At 39.3% G+C, this 16,405-nt stretch carries 15 protein-coding genes, 1 tRNA gene and 1 pseudogene; 7 read left to right on the forward strand and 10 right to left on the reverse strand.

The window, feature by feature from the left end; all coding sequences use genetic code 11:
• Positions 1-4 precede the first annotated feature (4 nt).
• Together A3K93_RS04025 and A3K93_RS04030 are read left to right on the forward strand one after the other, a co-directional pair.
• Entirely contained in the window at positions 5-2,041 is a 2,037-nt protein-coding gene (locus A3K93_RS04025; protein ID WP_067729169.1) for an NADPH-dependent 2,4-dienoyl-CoA reductase, read from the forward strand.
• Positions 2,042-2,128: 87 nt separating this feature from the next.
• Positions 2,129-2,219: transfer RNA gene (locus tag A3K93_RS04030), tRNA-Ser, on the forward strand.
• Positions 2,220-2,311: 92 nt separating this feature from the next.
• On the opposite strand, the gene A3K93_RS04035 is transcribed toward A3K93_RS04030, so the two are convergent.
• Both A3K93_RS04035 and A3K93_RS04040 read right to left on the reverse strand, forming a co-directional pair.
• Positions 2,312-3,013 carry a pirin family protein gene (locus A3K93_RS04035; protein ID WP_067729171.1) on the reverse strand — a complete coding sequence of 234 codons (702 nt, stop codon included), beginning with the start codon at positions 3,011-3,013 and terminating at the stop codon, positions 2,312-2,314.
• Between the two features lie 156 nt (positions 3,014-3,169).
• On the reverse strand, positions 3,170-4,390 hold the full coding sequence (locus A3K93_RS04040; protein WP_067729173.1) for a L,D-transpeptidase family protein: 1,221 nt from the start codon (positions 4,388-4,390) through the stop codon (positions 3,170-3,172).
• A gap of 206 nt (positions 4,391-4,596) precedes the next feature.
• On the opposite strand from A3K93_RS04040, the gene hemE reads away from it, so the two are divergent.
• The 5 genes and pseudogenes from hemE (at position 4,597) to A3K93_RS04065 (ending at position 10,431) form a co-directional block, all read left to right on the forward strand.
• A complete protein-coding gene (gene hemE / locus A3K93_RS04045; RefSeq protein ID WP_067729176.1) occupies positions 4,597-5,667 on the forward strand; it encodes a uroporphyrinogen decarboxylase in 1,071 nt (356 codons plus the stop codon).
• Between the two features lie 9 nt (positions 5,668-5,676).
• Positions 5,677-6,477 (forward strand): DUF817 family protein, encoded by an 801-nt coding sequence (locus tag A3K93_RS04050; RefSeq protein WP_067729178.1) that lies wholly within the window; start codon positions 5,677-5,679, stop codon positions 6,475-6,477.
• A gap of 88 nt (positions 6,478-6,565) precedes the next feature.
• A pseudogene (locus A3K93_RS04055) lies at positions 6,566-6,919 on the forward strand (DUF3015 family protein); the annotation flags it as partial.
• A gap of 62 nt (positions 6,920-6,981) precedes the next feature.
• Positions 6,982-8,865, forward strand: coding sequence for an Lnb N-terminal periplasmic domain-containing protein (locus tag A3K93_RS04060; RefSeq protein ID WP_067729180.1), 1,884 nt, complete (start codon positions 6,982-6,984; stop codon positions 8,863-8,865).
• A gap of 174 nt (positions 8,866-9,039) precedes the next feature.
• The gene (locus tag A3K93_RS04065) at positions 9,040-10,431 is read left to right on the forward strand and encodes a diguanylate cyclase (protein ID WP_067731662.1); all 1,392 of its coding nucleotides are present in this window, start codon (positions 9,040-9,042) and stop codon (positions 10,429-10,431) included.
• Positions 10,432-10,436: 5 nt separating this feature from the next.
• Here A3K93_RS04065 and A3K93_RS04070 read toward each other — a convergent pair whose 3' ends face one another.
• The 8 genes from A3K93_RS04070 to A3K93_RS04105 form a co-directional block, all read right to left on the reverse strand.
• Positions 10,437-10,985, reverse strand: coding sequence for a DUF4385 domain-containing protein (locus tag A3K93_RS04070; RefSeq protein WP_067729182.1), 549 nt, complete (start codon positions 10,983-10,985; stop codon positions 10,437-10,439).
• 62 nt (positions 10,986-11,047) lie between these two features.
• Entirely contained in the window at positions 11,048-11,374 is a 327-nt protein-coding gene (locus tag A3K93_RS04075) for a hypothetical protein (protein WP_067729184.1), read from the reverse strand.
• Between the two features lie 246 nt (positions 11,375-11,620).
• Complete coding sequence (locus A3K93_RS04080) at positions 11,621-11,980, reverse strand: cupin domain-containing protein (protein WP_067729186.1); 360 nt, start codon at positions 11,978-11,980, stop codon at positions 11,621-11,623.
• Between the two features lie 88 nt (positions 11,981-12,068).
• Positions 12,069-12,617: a GTP cyclohydrolase I FolE gene (gene folE, locus A3K93_RS04085; protein WP_171255049.1), complete on the reverse strand. Its 549-nt coding sequence runs from the start codon at positions 12,615-12,617 to the stop codon at positions 12,069-12,071.
• A 95-nt stretch (positions 12,618-12,712) separates the two neighbouring features.
• Positions 12,713-13,402 (reverse strand): Smr/MutS family protein, encoded by a 690-nt coding sequence (locus tag A3K93_RS04090; RefSeq protein ID WP_101494817.1) that lies wholly within the window; start codon positions 13,400-13,402, stop codon positions 12,713-12,715.
• Between the two features lie 172 nt (positions 13,403-13,574).
• Entirely contained in the window at positions 13,575-14,381 is an 807-nt protein-coding gene (trpC, locus tag A3K93_RS04095) for an indole-3-glycerol phosphate synthase TrpC (RefSeq protein ID WP_067729192.1), read from the reverse strand.
• Between the two features lie 16 nt (positions 14,382-14,397).
• Entirely contained in the window at positions 14,398-15,444 is a 1,047-nt protein-coding gene (trpD, locus tag A3K93_RS04100; RefSeq protein ID WP_067729194.1) for an anthranilate phosphoribosyltransferase, read from the reverse strand.
• Between the two features lie 17 nt (positions 15,445-15,461).
• Positions 15,462-16,046 (reverse strand): anthranilate synthase component II, encoded by a 585-nt coding sequence (locus A3K93_RS04105; protein WP_067729196.1) that lies wholly within the window; start codon positions 16,044-16,046, stop codon positions 15,462-15,464.
• Positions 16,047-16,405 lie beyond the last annotated feature (359 nt).

Here is a 16,405-nt window from a genome sequence, read left to right on the forward strand (position 1 = left end):
AGCCATGACCACTACACCGTATGCCAATATTTTAAAGCCTCTACACCTAGGTTTTACCAGTATCAAAAACCGTGTGGTCATGGGGTCGATGCATACTGGTCTGGAAGACCGTTTCTATAATTATCCAAAACTAGCTGCGTACTTTGGCGAACGGGCTAAAGGCGGGGTGGGCTTAATTATTACCGGAGGGATCTCACCGAACCGTCAAGGCTGGTTGCTACCTGCTGGCGGAACCATGAATACCTTAGGTGATATTGCACCACATCGTTTAGTCACACATGCAGTACATAAGCATGGCGCCAAAATCTTACTCCAGATTCTGCATGCAGGGCGTTATGGCTATCAACCATTTGTAGTGTCTGCAAGTCCAATCAAATCGCCAATTTCACCTTTCAAACCGCGTCAGCTTTCTGAAAAGCAAATCTTAGCGACGATTGATGATTATGCACATACTGCGAGTCTTGCGAAAAAGGCAGGCTATGATGGTGTAGAGATTATGGGTTCAGAAGGGTACTTGCTGAACCAATTTTTAAGTCGACATGTGAATCAGCGTAATGACCGATGGGGCGGCGATATTCAGAATCGTATGCGCTTTGCGGTTGAAGTAGTGAAAGCTATTCGTCAAAAAGTGGGTGAGAAATTTATTATTTGTTTCCGCCTTTCGATGCTTGATTTGGTTCATGACGGTAACACTATGGATGAAGTGATTACTGTAGCGAAAGCACTCGAGAAAGCAGGTATTACGTTATTGAATACAGGGATTGGTTGGCATGAAGCCCGTATTCCCACCATCGTGACATCTGTGCCACGCGCAGCATTTGTGGAATACACAGCAGAAGTTAAAAAGCATGTTGCTGTCCCTGTAATTGCATCTAATCGTATTAATATGCCTGAAACAGCAGAACAAATTTTAGCGTCTGGTCAGGCAGATATGATTCAAATGGCACGTCCACTTTTGGCAGATGCTTTTTGGGTAAATAAGACTGCGACTAATCGTGTTGATGAAATCAATACCTGTATTGCCTGTAACCAAGCGTGTCTGGATCATACCTTTAAAAATAAACGTGCAACGTGTTTGGTGAATCCAAGAGCTGCCTATGAAACTGAACTGGTTTATGTCAAAACCAAAAAATCAAAACGTATTGCGGTCGTCGGTGGCGGTGTGGCAGGTATGTCAGCTGCAACCGTGGCAGCAAGTCGTGGTCATCAGGTGACATTATTTGAAGCGAGTCATGAAGTCGGTGGTCAGTTTAATTTGGCGAAAGTGGTGCCGGGTAAGGAAGAATTTCATGAAACGATTCGTTATTTTAAAGTACAAATTGAAAAGACAGGCGTTGAACTTCGCTTAAATACCAAAGTAAATCGTGAGCAGCTTGAACGAGAGGGTTTTGATGAAGTTGTTGTTGCAACGGGTGTAGTTCCACGTGAGTTAAAAATTGCAGGCAGTGATTTACCGCAAGTGCTTTCTTATGCCGAGGTGCTACGTGGGGCAGAAGTGGGACACCGTGTCGCGGTGATTGGTGCAGGTGGAATTGGTTTTGATGTCTCTGAATATTTATTAAAACCTCCTCATCAAGCACAGCCACAAGCGTTGAATGAATGGAAGAAGGAATGGGGCGTAGATCCAAATCCAAATTATGTCAGCGAAGGAGGTATGCTGCGTGCAGAGCTTGAAGCACCTGTCCGTGAAATTTATTTATTGCAGCGTAAAACGACGCCACTTGGTGCGGGATTAGGTAAAACTTCAGGTTGGGTACATCGTACTCAATTGAAAAAACATGCTGTGCGTATGCTGCGTGGTGTGCAGTACAAAGCAGTTACTGATGAAGGTTTATGGATTGAAACCAATGGCCAAGATCAGTTGCTTCGTGTAGATACAATCGTCGTATGTGCAGGTCAGGAATCGGTAAAAGATATTTTCCCAACTGATTCTGAAACAACTTTAGCGAATTACCATATCATTGGTGGTGCAAAACTGGCTGCAGAGTTAGATGCGAAACGTGCTATACGTGAAGGAGCTGAATTAGCAGCCAAATTGTAATGATTTGATGAAAGTATATGCAGTCGAACTTAATAACTGTAACTTTCACTTGTCAGTTTTTAAAAAGCTCCGTATTATTGCGCACATGGAAGCGTGGCAGAGCGGTTTAATGCACCGGTCTTGAAAACCGACGAGGGCTTATACCCCTCCGTGAGTTCGAATCTCACCGCTTCCGCCAAATTTTTAAAAGCCCTAATCGAAAGATTAGGGCTTTTTTTATGCTTATAATATGAATAAGAAACCCAGCCTAGGCTGGGTGTTTTATTGGATTTAGTTTTGAATACGTTCTGGCAAATCAAACCAAATTACTCGAGCATTCTCTAAAGCTTGAATATCTACATCATCTAAGAATGCAATCGCATCTCCAGCATTTAACGTATATTCAGCAATTTGGACACGACCTTCAATTACATGGATATAGTTTACGTGTTGTGTGGCTTTAATTTCTAAAGTTTGGTTTTGATCAATTACCGCCGTTTTCACTTCTGCATTTTGGCGAATATGCATTGGTGCATTGTCATTCGGTCCACAAATTAAGTGCCATTGATTTGGCTGATCTTGAGGATCTAACTTAATTTGTTGGTAATTGGGTTTTGCATCACGCTCATTTGGAATAATCCAAATTTGTAGTAAATGAACTTGTTCATCACCTTGGTTCATTTCACTATGGCGCACGCCTGTACCGGCACTCATCAATTGCCATTCACCTGCAGAAATACCACCGTGATTGCCCATACTGTCTTGATGGGTAATCGTGCCATTTAACACACAAGTTAAAATTTCCATATTGTCATGCGGATGTTGACCAAAGCCTTGATGAGCATCAATCAGGTCATCATTAATCACACGTAGAGCACTTACACCCATATATTCAGGGTTGTACCAATTGCCAAATGAGAAGCTGTGTTTAGACTCAAGCCAACCCATTTTGACATGACCACGATTTTCACTACGATGTACGAAAGCATCCATAATATAATCTCGACGTTATTTTTAAATTAAGGCTATTTTAGGGTTGTTCTAATTTGATAAAAATAGTGATTTAGCGACAGATCATTGCAATTTTGCAACGATAATATTTAGACAATAAAAAACCCACATGATGTGGGTTTTTTATCTGAAAAAGAATTATTCAAGGAAACGTACAGTCGTACCGTTTTTCACTTTACGACCTAGATCGTTTGCATCCCAGTTGGTTAGACGGATACAACCATGTGAATATGATTTAGAAATCATAGAAGGGTTTGGTGTACCGTGAATACCAAATGAACGTTTGCTCAATGAAATCCAGATATTACCCACAGGACCGTTTGGACCAGGTGGTAAAGAAAGCGGTTTCAAGTTATTCCCTTGAACGAAGTTCGAAGGTGAGTAACTGTAATGCGGGTTTTTCGCAACGCCAGTCACTTTGTAGGTGCCTGTTGGTGATGGCGTATTTGTACCACCAATCGTAGCAGGGAATGAACCTACCATTTGGTTTTTACTATTGAATAGATAAAGCTGTTTTGCACCTTTATGCGCAACGATTAAATGAATATCTTCAGATAGATCATTACGAATATTAGTTACAATAATTTTTTGACCGACTTTGTTAAAATTCGCACCTGGATTCAGCATTTTCAAGAAATCTTCATCCATGTGGAATTTTTCACCCAACATTTCAGTTACACGGGTGTAATACAAGCCTGGCATTTTTGCTTGTAAAGCATAGTCAGATGGAATTGATTTGGCATAAGGACCTTTAAGGTCATCTGCAGTAATGGTGTATTCCACATAAGCAGGCTTTGAACCATGTAGGGCAACTAATTTGTCCCAAGTTTCTTGAGTCAAAATACCTGTAGGTTTAATGCCGTTCATTTGCTGGAATGACGCAATTGCTTTAAGTGTGTTTTTACCACTTGTACCATCAATTGCGCCTGGTGAAGCATGGGCATTGTTTAACATCACATGTGCACGTGCATAAACAGGGAATTGACCTGCACCGATATTTTCATACCAAGTTGCGTTGTTTAAACCATCCAAAGTCCAAGACGCTTTTGGCGCTTTAGTATTGGTGCTTACGGTATTTTTAGATGAAACACCGATATCTGCATTTGTATCTTCAGTGTTATGAAGTGTATCGAGTGCGTTTGATGCAGAGTTTAGATCTTGTTGTTCTTGTTGAGAAATTGGAGTCTCGACATTAGCTTTTGCTGCAGATGCTTCTGTCGCTAAAGGATCGATCGGGTCTTGAACTGCTACGTCAGCAATCACTTTAGGATTTAAAGCTTTTTCAGCAGTTGTTGCGGCAAAAGCAGAGCCTGCAATAATGCCACTTAAACTCATAGCGAGTATGGTGCGAACGAACATGTAATTCAACCTTAAGAATTATTCATTAACTTTTTGAAATAACTCTCTAAGTATTACAGAAATAATTTCACGTTGCAGTATTTGTTTTGTGTAAATAGACACATTTATCCATTCAAGTTAATCGTTATTTAGCGTTAAGCGAAGTTATTCAAAAGCTAGGGATTTTGCTATGATGGAGGACAAATCAAAGTTTGATAGGAATGTGAATGACGACCCTGAAGAATGATCGTTTTCTACGTGCATTATTACGTGAACCTGTAGATACAACGCCTGTATGGATGATGCGTCAGGCAGGTCGTTATTTACCAGAATACCGTGAAACACGTGCAAAAGCAGGAGATTTCCTATCACTTTGCAAAAACACTGAATTTGCATGTGAAGTCACCTTACAACCGCTGCGTCGTTATGATCTTGATGCTGCGATTTTATTTTCAGATATTTTAACTGTCCCTGATGCACTGGGTTTAGGGCTATATTTCGAAGCAGGTGAAGGACCTAAGTTCCGCAAAACCATTCGTACAGAACAAGATGTTGCGAATCTACCAGCGTTCAATGCGAAGTCAGATTTACCGTACGTGATGAATGCGGTATCGACTATTCGTTCTGCGTTGGGTGGACAGGTTCCTTTGATTGGTTTCTCGGGTAGCCCTTGGACACTTGCAACTTATATGGTCGAAGGGGGTTCAAGCAAGGACTTCCGCTATACCAAAAATATGATGTATGCGCAGCCTGAAGTTTTGCATGTACTTTTATCGCGTTTAGCCGATGCTGTGACCGATTATTTAAATGCCCAAATTGATGCGGGTGCGCAAGCCGTGCAAATTTTTGATAGTTGGGGTGGTGCATTAGCTCATCGTGAATATCAAGAGTTCTCACTACAATATATGCAAAAGATTGTAGCAGGCTTACAACGTGAAAAAGAGGGGCGTAAAATCCCAGTGATTTTATTCACCAAAGGTGGTGGGCAATGGCTTGAGCCAATGGTTGCAACGGGTGCTGATGCATTTGGTTTAGACTGGACCACATCACTACAAACCGCGCGACAAACTGTAGCAGGTCGTGCGGCATTGCAAGGAAATTTAGACCCTGCAACCTTATATGGCTCACATGAACGTATTATTAAAGCAACTCAATTGATGATTGATGATGCCTATGCCAATGGTGAGAAAACAGGCTATGTGGCTAACCTCGGTCATGGGATTACCCAATGGGTTGATCCAGCCAATCCTAAAGCGTTTATTGATACCGTACATGAATACAGTGCGAAATACTTCTAGGATAAGAACTTGATTGCAATTTTAAAATCAGGTTTTGAATTTACTTATAAGGCAGCTTCGGCTGCCTTATTTGGAATTTTACTCCTGCTCGCGTTTGTGTTCACCGCATTTATGGGCAGCAGCGAATTTCATGGTTTCTTTCGCTATGACTATTTACTGTTTTATGCCCTAACGATTCAGGTGATTTTGCTCTATGCCAAATTAGAATCTTGGGCAGAAGCCAAAGTGATTGCCTTATTTCATATCATGGCAATGGGTATGGAAATCTTTCTTACTCATCCTGCGATTGCATCTTGGCAATATCCTCAGCCCGCCGTTTTTAAAATTTTGACTGTACCTTTATTTGCAGGATTTATGTATTCTGCTGTGGGTAGCTTCTTTGCGCGCTCATTGCGTTTGTATCGCGTTTCTTTTGAAAATTTACCGACATTCGGCAATATGCTGAGCTTGGCATTGTTGTCTTATATTAATTTCATGAGTAAGTTTTTTATTCCAGATTATCGCGCACTACTTTTTATTTGGAGTGTGGTGATTTTTTGGAAAACAAAAATACGTTTTGAGCTTTCACTGCATAAATTTCAAATCCCCATGTTGCCCATCTTGGTGCTACTGGCCTTTATTATTTGGGTCGCTGAAAATATTAGTACCTTTTATCAAATTTGGCTCTATCCAAGCCAAGTCGAGAAATGGCATATGGTTGGTTGGGGTAAACTGGGATCATGGTATTTATTGCTGTTGCTCAGTCTGGTTTTGGTATTAAAAATTTTGGGTCAACGGAATGTGCATGGGCGCTGGGTATTGAAGCAGTGATAGCACTTAGCAGTTAATTTCATTTTGGAAGAAATTATTTTGCAATTGACTGAAATGCAAGCTAATCTGAATTGGTCAATCAGGTAAAGTTGCAAAAATCTTAGCTGCAACAACCAACGGTATTTTCGCGAACCAACTATTTGGTATTACTTTTGGTACTTTGGGTTGTAGCGGTACAGGTACTGTGACTGCGCAAGTGGTAACTTTTACAAATGAAAATGCTGAATCTTTAGCGCGTGATATGGCTGTTGGTGAAGGTGAAAGCTTAAATGTTTTAGCTGAATTGCTAAACATTAAAGCGGATGATAAAGCACGTTTCTTCGCGGTTTCTAAACAAAACTTCGGTACAATTTATTCAGATGAAAACCAAAATTCTTTAGAAGTTTTGGCATCTCTACAAGCTGTAATGGCAAATGATGACGTATTAAAAGCATACGTTTAATCTGTTTTAAAACCCTGTCTTTTGGCAGGGTTTTCTTTATCTAAAAATTACTTTGTCATTCTATGAAGCTTAAAACGATATTCTTTTTTTCTTTCTTATTTCATTCATCTATTCTTTCAGCATCCACAACACTGGGTGAGTTTTATCAAGATAAAGCAGTGCAATTGCAATTAGCCAATGATCCGACATGGCAACGACTACTTTATGCAAATTCTAATAAAAATAGTGAAGTTGATTATGCCGGCTTTTTCTATGCTGAACAGGGTAAACATGATCTAACGCAAGAATTAAAACAAAATATCACAGCTTTATTTGAACAGCATGAAGATAATAAATCTATTCAGTGTAAATTCCCTGCACGTAGTGAATTTCTTATTCAAAAATTAAATATTACTCAGTCTGATTTACCTGAAGTTTCCTGTACAGAATTTGATGAGTGGATTGGACAAATTAAGCCCTATAAAGCGACTTTAATTTATGCCACAGATTTTATGGGCAATCCAAGCTCTATGTTCGGGCATACCTTATTGCGTTTAGACCCCAAAAATCTCAAAGAATTAAATCTGGTTTCTTATGCAGTCAATTATGCAGCGACTGTATCTGATGAACAAAGTTGGTCTTATGCATGGAAAGGTCTAACGGGGCAATATCCGGGTGAATATTCCTTAATGCCCTATTACCGCAAGGTAAAAGAGTACGGTGATTTTGAAAGTCGTGACTTATGGGAATATGAGCTGACTTTGACTGAGCAAGAAACCCGTTTTTTAGTGAAACATATTTGGGAACTCAAGCATGTTCAGTTTCCCTACTATTTTATTAATGATAACTGTGCTTACCGATTATTAGGTTTAATTGATTTAGTTCGTCCTCAAGCCAACCTACAACGCCGTTTTAAAGCCAGTGCCATCCCAATTGAAACTATTAAAGCTATTCGTGATGAACACTTAATTGAAACTGCTGAATATCGACCTGCTTTAGAAACTCAGCTCAATGCACAAGCCAAACAGCATGGATATGCTTTAGCCAAACATGCCCATGTGTTAACGCAACAAGAACGTTCTGAATTTGCAAATTTCTTGCAAAAATTTAATGTACAGCAACAAGCCAGAATATTGGAAATGGCTTATGACGATCTGTATCTACAATTGCTCAGTCGTAAGGTCGAAGCAAAAGTTGCAGAGCCAAAATTAAGACAATTATTAATTTTGCGTAGTCAGATCGATCTCGATAAACAACGCGCTACAGTCTCTCTACCGAAAGTTGATCCTGTCGATAGCCATCATGCTCGTCATATTTCATTGGGTGTTGGTAAAGTTCAAGGTGAGGATGTAATCACACTTGGGCATCGTCAGGCCTATCATGATTTGATTGATCCACAAGGGGGTTATCGCATTGGGACGCAACTTAAATTATTGGACGGTCAGCTGCAGTATCGCGATGATCAACTGAAGTTAGAGTCATTTAATGTACTGTCTGTGAATTCCTATAATCCGATCACGCCATTTAAAACGCCTTTAAGTTGGGGATTCAACTTGGGCTGGAAACAAGAAGCACAGCATCAAGGGCATTTTAGTGAGACAGAGCAGCACGGTGTGTTTAATTTAAATACGCAGTTTGGTTTTAGTGCTGTAAATACTGAGCTTGAACATCTATGTTATGCCCAAATTCAAAACCACTTACAAGCAGGCAAAAACTTAGATAAAGGTTGGCGTGTAGGACTCGGCCCGACTCTAGGCTGTCAGAATATCTGGACTGATCGAATTAATAGTTTGGTGCAAATAGAATTACCTTATTGGAGTGATCGGCATGTATGGCAAATGAATATCGGTAGTGCAGTGCAATATAGTTTAAATGCACAAAACTCACTGCAACTGAGTTGGAATTATCAGCAATCTAAACATGAAAATTGGCAACAAATTGCTGTCAATTTATTGCATTATTTTTGATAATTTTTTGGAGCAAATACTTTAAAGGTGATGCACATCAACATTAATACTTTGCTTTTTACATCAAATAGTTAACTATTTAAGATAACTAAATTATCCGCTAGTATTTCCCTTTATTTTTGTTATATTTGTCACATAATTAATGCGAATATTGCAATGGTGGGGATCTCGATTATGAATAATGAATGTATGGCCATGCTGGCTGAGCAGTGGAAACATATATGTCAGAATTATTCGTCGGATGATCTCCTGCATGCATTTCAATTCATTCAAGAACATTCATTGGTCTTGGTCGAAGAATTCTATAAAAAAATGTTAGTCGAGAAAGAATCAGCAGAATTTTTCTCAGATGACATTATTCAACAACGTCTGCGCGATACATTAAATCAATGGTTACTGGAAAGTTTCAGTGTTGGAATCAATAAGAGCTACAGCGATGCAGTAGAAAAACAACGCATGGTTGGGCATGTGCATGCACGTGTGGGTATTCCATCATGGTTGATTATGCGCGGTGTACGTGAAATCGAACGTAAAATGTTTGAGTTATTAAATAATAGCGACACTAAAAGTGCTTTAACGACGTGTAGTTATATTATTCAGATTATGGGCTTTGCGACTGAAATTATGTGTCGCTCATATGAAGCCAAGACTGTGGCTAATCAAGAAGTGAAGCATAGCTATCGTCTATTTTCTGCGATGCAAGATGTTGCGGTACAAAAAGACAAGCAACGCAGTTCATTACTCGACTGGGAAAATGAACTAATGTTTAAAGTCTTCACGGGCAATGTTGGTTTTAAACATCCAATGTTATCAAAATCAGAATTTGGCTTATGGTTTATTCATAAAGCATCTTATGCTTTTTCAGGATCAGATCAGGTTAAGCTGATTATTGACCGCATTTATGAAGTCGATAAGCTCAATGAGATTGTGACCCAATGTTATGAAAAAGAGCAAATCTTGGAATTAATTCAGTCTATTCGTGATCTGAATCGTGAAATTCAACATTTGGTCGATCAGTTATTCCAAGTTTCTGAATATATCGAATCAGGGAATGATTCACTCACTCAACTGTTAAACCGTCGTTATTTAAATACCATTGTCAGTCGTGAGATTACCTATTCACGTCAAAACCGTACACCTTTATCATTACTGGCAATTGATGCGGATTTCTTTAAATCCATTAATGATAAATTTGGGCATGCTGCAGGGGATTTAGCACTTAAATTTATTGCCGAAGCATTGCAAAAATATAGTCAGGGCAGTGATTATGCATTCCGTGTCGGTGGGGAAGAGTTCTTACTGTTATTGGTGGCGACAGATCTTGAACGTGCGGTTAATATTGCTGAAAGCATTCGTAAATATGTTGAACATGGCATGATTACCAGTGCTCAAGGACAGCAATTTAAATTTACCGTGAGTATTGGTTGTGCTTTATATGATGGTCATCCAGATTATCAAAAATTCTTGGATACAGCAGATACTGCACTTTATGCGGCGAAGAATACAGGTCGAAATCGTGTGTATATTGCGAAGACTGATCCACAAGCATCATTGTCTAACTCATAATTTGCTCAGTTTCGGTTTTGTATAAACGCTAAAAATTTTTCTTTTTGTTCTACATATTTGGGATGAGCTTTGGCTTCATCCCATTTTTGTTTAAAGATTCGTGCTGCAGCAGCTTTGACTGGATCTTCTTTTTGTCGTGGAAGTTCTTCGCGTCCATGTGCACCACTTAAACCTTTTTTATCATCAGGAACTGGACCATCATATTTTTTACCACCTTTATGATTAGCATAGCGACGTGCACGTGTAAAACCCATCTGTAAAAATTTACGTGCCATATCTGCACCGACAAAATCTTCAGCTTCCAAATACGTTTCAAACAATTGCCAGATTTTGCTACTGCTTTCGATGGCTTTTTCTTCATCGGCAAAGCGCCAATAGGGCAAAATTTCTGATTTATAAGGCTCGACCATTAATACACCTTGTTCACCACGTCCAATTCGATAAAGTTCAGGATGTTCGCGAAAATTAATTTTTTTAAAATCTAAACTGTAATCAAAACTGTTGGAATGAACACGTGATTCGCGTTTAGGTATGGCAATGCTTTTCTTAGTCATCATCACTCCAGTCGTGTTATTACAAGATTAAGTTAAAAAAGTAGCCCCAGTTGGGGCTACTATTATTTGGTTTTTTTACTGCTTGATTTTGCTTTGGTAGTCTTTGGCTTTTCTTCCTTAGACTTGGTTGCTTTGGTATCGGTTTTCTTTGCTGTTGAAGATTTTTTGGTAGTTTTCTTCTCAGCTTTTGGTTTCTCCTCTTTAACCTTAGCGCTGGTTTTTGCTTTAGTGGTTTTTTTAGGAGCTTCTTTTTTTTCAGCTTTCGATTTTGATGAATCTTTAGCTGATGAAGTTTTCTTGGTTTTTACTTTATCATCTTTGGTTGCAGCTTCTTTTTTAGAAGTGCTCTCCTTAGATTTTTTTGCAGTCGTTTTTTTTGCGGCTGCCATAGTGATCATCCTTAGTGAATAAAAAGAAAATAGGAATGAATCTGATCAATTCATCTTGCTTTCAATGTACGGATTAATCTTAAAAATGGGGGATGAAATCGTGTTATGAAATGTTTAATTTATAAACAGAAATACATTAAGTAATTGATATTGATTTAATGCTGTAGCTTTGAGTTACAAGTCTTACAGCATGGTTACAAACAGAATTTTTAATTGTATTTTTCAAAAAAAATTTAATTGATTAGATCAGACTTCAACGACCACAAAGTATTTTTTTACAGCTTCAATCACTTCGAAAGTCCCCTTAAAACTTGGCGGTATCACACCTGCTTCACCTGCTTTAATTTCGACAAAGGTATTTGTCTCTGCATGATGTAATCGAACGATGCCTTCAATTAGCGTAAAGAATTCTTGTTTATTTTCAGCAAAAACAATATTCCATGCACCCACTTCACATTGCCAGATCCCACAGTTCATATTGGGGTGTTCATAGAGGGATTCAGTCAAACGCTTTGGATTACCTTTGACCAAACGGTCAGGTCGGGGAAAATCTACAGTTTGTTCGCTCTGCGCTAAACCTTGACCTGCTAACCAAATTGCCGACATTTTTATTTCCCTCTGTATAAAGCGCATAGATTAATCGAGATAAAAAAAAGCCTCAATATATTGAGGCTTTTTCATTGAATGCATTTAATTAATAGCTTTCAGGCACAGCACTTAAGAATTCACGACGTTCGTCTTTATTGGTTTTAAAGTCACCCACAAATGAAACAGTGCGTGTGGTTGATTCTTGTTTGCCGACACCACGCATCATCATACACATGTGTGCTGAGTCAATCACAACAGCTACACCACGAGCACCTGTAACTTCTGCAACCGCTTCTGCAATTTGCTGAGTCAAGTTTTCCTGAATTTGCAAACGACGTGCAAACATTTCAGTGATACGTGCAAATTTTGACAAGCCTAATACATGACCTTCTGGTAAATATGCAATATGCACACGACCATAGAAAGGAAGAAGGTGATGTTCACACAATGAATAAAATTCGATATTTTTAACCAATACCATTTCACGGTTTTCTGATGGGAACACCGCATTATTGGTCACTTCTTCAAGTGTTTGGCTATAACCAGAAGTCAAATACGAGAACGCTTTGGCAGCACGCATCGGCGTATCTTTGAGACCTGGGCGATTTAAATCTTCACCAACGGCAGTAAGAATGTTTGCGTAGGATTGCTGCATAGTCATGTGACGTATTCACTTACACTGAGAAAAAGAATAAGGACGGCATTGTAGCAGAAAACTACCTTAATGCCTTGCTTTAGCAATTAAACTGTCTATTGTTTGAGCTGAGGATTTTTTTCAGCACGTTTCAATAATACCAGTACTGCACCTGTGCCACCTTGCTTCTCAGGTGCGCTGACAAATGCCAATACGTCACGATGCTGACGAAGCCAACTATTCACATAGGTCTTTAAAATCGCTTCTGGACCTTTCCCATGCACGATTTTAATTACGTTTTGGTTTTCATCTTTTGCAATTTGAATAATCTGTAGTACAGCTTGACGGGCTTCTTCTACCGTACAGCCATGTAAGTCAACGGCTTCATACCAACGTAAATTACCCGCTTTTAAATCTTCAAATACTTTATGCTGTAAGGTGGCAATACGATAACTCAGACTTGCCTGACTGCCGACAGGATTCAGCATCGCTTGCGTGTCTGACATGATGGTTTCTTCAGTTTCCATTGGCCCCATCGCAGCAGCACGTTTTGCTAATGTTTGTGCATCAATTTTTTTCTTTTTTGGTTTTTCAATTTTAGCCGTGTTACCCGAATCAATTTTTTGTACGCCTTGCATCTGCTTGCGGAACAGCGCCATTTCATCTTCTTCATTCGGCTGTACTTTTGCAGAAGCTTGTTGAACTTTTTTGATTTGTTCTTGCACGTGTGTGGTGTTGATTTGTTTTTTCATTTGCTTTAACAAATCAAGCTGTGCTTTTGAAAGGGAAGAATCGTTGCTCATAATGAAAAACAGGGAAGAGATGAAAATAGAATAAAATTATAGTCTTTATTATAAAAAATGAAAAATCTATTCGCGAGTATGACAGGCTGAACTGAACAGCTTTGGATTATTTTAATAAAAAAGCCTGAATCATGTGACTCAGGCTTTTTACTAAGATTTGTGATTAGTTTTGTGGTTAAAGCTGTTTAGGCTCACCAAACAAATCACGGAATGCATGATCAGGGTGAGGTTGTTTCATAAAGCTTTCACCGACCAAGAATGCATGAATATCATTTGCTTGCATCATTGCCACATCACTCGGAGTTGCAATGCCACTTTCAGTGACTAAAAGACGAGATGGATCGAGTAATTTTTTCAAACGTAGTGATGTGTTTAGATCAACATCAAACGTTTTTAAATTACGGTTATTTACACCTAAAAGACAACGATCATCGAGTTTTAAAGCACGTTCAAGTTCAGCTTCATCATGCACTTCAACCAAGACATCTAAGTTGTATTCAAAAGCTGTTTTCGACATTTCTTCGAGTTGTTGATCTGACAGGCAGGCCACAATCAGAAGAATACAGTCCGCATGTAAAGCACGTGCTTCAATCACGCCATAAGGATCAATTAAAAAGTCTTTACGTAATGCAGGTAAATCGCAATGTGAACGTGCAATCTGAATGTTCTCATCGTGACCTTGGAAAAAGTCAACATCCGTTAAAACAGATAAACATGCTGCTCCTGCATCTTGATATTGTGCAGCAATCTCAGCAGGGTTGAAGTTCTCGCGAATTACACCTTTAGATGGAGATGCTTTCTTAATCTCAGCAATAACGCCTGGACGCTTTGAAACTAAAGATTGTGCAAAACCTCGTACAGCACTTGCACCTAGCGCAAGTTCTTCTTGGTCTTTATAACTTTTATGCTTCAGACGTGCAGCAAACTCTTCTTTTTTACGATCAACAATTTTGCCTAAAATTGTATTTGCAATATCAACCATGATTCATCTTCCAGCCTTAGGCGTTGTATTGTTTAACGGTTTTAGTGAATTCTGACAGCACGCTCATTTTTTCCAGTGCCTGACCACCATAAATAATGTCATGTGCAAGTGCGACACCATGTTTATAACTTGAAGTTAAACCTGCAACATAAATTGCAGCACCAGCATTGAGTGCAATCATATTTGCGGCTTTTTCGCCTACAGCTGATTTTTTCTTACCTAAGGCATCTTTAATCATGGCAAGGCTTTCAGCAGAACTCGCAACTGATAGATGCGTTAATGTTTGAGATTCAATGTCCACATCTTCAGGCAGAATTTCCCACTCAGTCACTTCGCCATTTTTGAGCTCAGCCACATATGTTGCAGAGGCTAAGCTAATTTCATCTAACCCATCACGTGAATGAACCACCATGACATGTTCTGCGTCAAGTTGTTTCAGTACTTCTGCCATTGGGCGACAAAGTTCTTTAGAGAACACACCAATGACAAAGCGTTTTACCCCAGCAGGGTTAGTTAATGGACCGAGTAAATTGAAAATACTACGGAAACCGAGTTCTTTACGCGGCCCCGCAGCATATTTCATGGCTTTATGATGATTCGGTGCAAATAAGAAACCAATACCGATGTCACGAATGCAACGCTCAGTTTGTTGCATATCTAAATCTAAATGAATGCCTGCTTGTTCAAGCAAATCGGAAGAACCTGATTTAGATGACACACCACGACCGCCATGCTTGGCAATGGTGGCACCAGCCGCTGCAGCAACAAAACTAGATGCAGTAGATACGTTAAATAAGTTTTGCTCGTCACCACCTGTACCGACGATATCGACTAAATAAGGCATGTCGCTAACATCAATTTTGATGGCATATTCACGCATCACACGTGCAGCAGCGGTAATCTCATCAATACTTTCGCCTTTCAGGCGTAGACCCATCATCAAAGCGCCAATTTGTGCATCTGTCGCTTCACCATTCATAATGGTGCGCATAACACATTCCATTTGCGCTTGAGTGAGTTCAATATTTTTAGTGATGTTATGAAGGGCTTGTTGAATATTCATGTTTAAACGGTGCTCAATTATGCGTAAATTTCTAAGAAGTTTTTAAAGATTTGATGACCATGTTCACTGAGAATGGATTCAGGATGGAATTGCACACCTTCGACAGGCAGTGTCTTATGTCGAACACCCATGATCTCTTCCATAGAGCCATCTTCTTCATTGGTCCAGCAAGTCACTTCCAAGCAATCGGGAAGCGTTGCTTGGTCAATCACTAACGAGTGATAACGTGTTGCTGCAAAAGGCGAGGGTAGGTTACTGAAAATACCGGTATCTGAATGATACATATCAGATAAACGACCGTGCATCACACGTTTGGCACGAATGATGTCACCCCCAAAAGCTTGACCAATACTTTGATGACCAAGGCAAACACCTAAAAGCGGAATTTTGCCAGCAAAATGCTGAATGGCAGGAATTGAAATACCCGCTTCACTTGGTGAGCATGGACCAGGACCAATCACTAAATACTTCGGTTGCCATCGCTCAATATCTTCCAAAGTCACGGCATCGTTACGGACTACTTTTACTTCTTGATTAAGTTCGCCAAAGTATTGGACGATGTTGTAAGTAAAGGAGTCATAGTTGTCGATCATTAAAAGCATGAGCTTAACCTGTAAAATTTATGCACATCGAGTGCTAGCGTTGTTAAGGTCGGACTTTATTTGTATGTCACATAAACTGATTTGGTTTATCAATTAAAGTATTGATTTCATTACGTGAAAATAAAGTGTTCTTCATCATAGCAAAAATATATAGTTTTCTGCGCTACATTTTTAAGCTTTTTTGGCATAAATATGGCAATTTTCTACACAAATAGACATTGTTAATTATTAATAAAAAATAGTTCAGAATGACCAAACTGAAAGTTCTTGTTGAATATCGAAAAGCGTTCAACTTTAGTCGAATCAGAAAACGACTTATTCGCAAACATGCTGAAAAAAGCAACACTCAAATTCAGGCA

This window comes from Acinetobacter sp. NCu2D-2 (assembly GCF_001647675.1).
In the GTDB taxonomy this organism is placed as follows: Bacteria; Pseudomonadota; Gammaproteobacteria; order Pseudomonadales; family Moraxellaceae; genus Acinetobacter.

What these genes read in the sequence shown, in the direction of transcription:
- A3K93_RS04025 (WP_067729169.1), top strand. Translation starts at nt 5, where the DNA reads ATGACCACTACACCGTATGCCAATATTTTAAAGCCTCTACACCTAGGT.
- A3K93_RS04035 (WP_067729171.1), bottom strand. Translation starts at nt 3,013, where the DNA reads ATGGATGCTTTCGTACATCGTAGTGAAAATCGTGGTCATGTCAAAATG.
- A3K93_RS04040 (WP_067729173.1), bottom strand. Translation starts at nt 4,390, where the DNA reads ATGTTCGTTCGCACCATACTCGCTATGAGTTTAAGTGGCATTATTGCA.
- hemE (WP_067729176.1), top strand. Translation starts at nt 4,597, where the DNA reads ATGACGACCCTGAAGAATGATCGTTTTCTACGTGCATTATTACGTGAA.
- A3K93_RS04060 (WP_067729180.1), top strand. Translation starts at nt 6,982, where the DNA reads ATGAAGCTTAAAACGATATTCTTTTTTTCTTTCTTATTTCATTCATCT.
- A3K93_RS04065 (WP_067731662.1), top strand. Translation starts at nt 9,040, where the DNA reads ATGAATAATGAATGTATGGCCATGCTGGCTGAGCAGTGGAAACATATA.
- A3K93_RS04070 (WP_067729182.1), bottom strand. Translation starts at nt 10,985, where the DNA reads ATGACTAAGAAAAGCATTGCCATACCTAAACGCGAATCACGTGTTCAT.
- A3K93_RS04075 (WP_067729184.1), bottom strand. Translation starts at nt 11,374, where the DNA reads ATGGCAGCCGCAAAAAAAACGACTGCAAAAAAATCTAAGGAGAGCACT.
- A3K93_RS04080 (WP_067729186.1), bottom strand. Translation starts at nt 11,980, where the DNA reads ATGTCGGCAATTTGGTTAGCAGGTCAAGGTTTAGCGCAGAGCGAACAA.
- folE (WP_171255049.1), bottom strand. Translation starts at nt 12,617, where the DNA reads ATGCAGCAATCCTACGCAAACATTCTTACTGCCGTTGGTGAAGATTTA.
- trpC (WP_067729192.1), bottom strand. Translation starts at nt 14,381, where the DNA reads ATGGTTGATATTGCAAATACAATTTTAGGCAAAATTGTTGATCGTAAA.
- trpD (WP_067729194.1), bottom strand. Translation starts at nt 15,444, where the DNA reads ATGAATATTCAACAAGCCCTTCATAACATCACTAAAAATATTGAACTC.
- A3K93_RS04105 (WP_067729196.1), bottom strand. Translation starts at nt 16,046, where the DNA reads ATGCTTTTAATGATCGACAACTATGACTCCTTTACTTACAACATCGTC.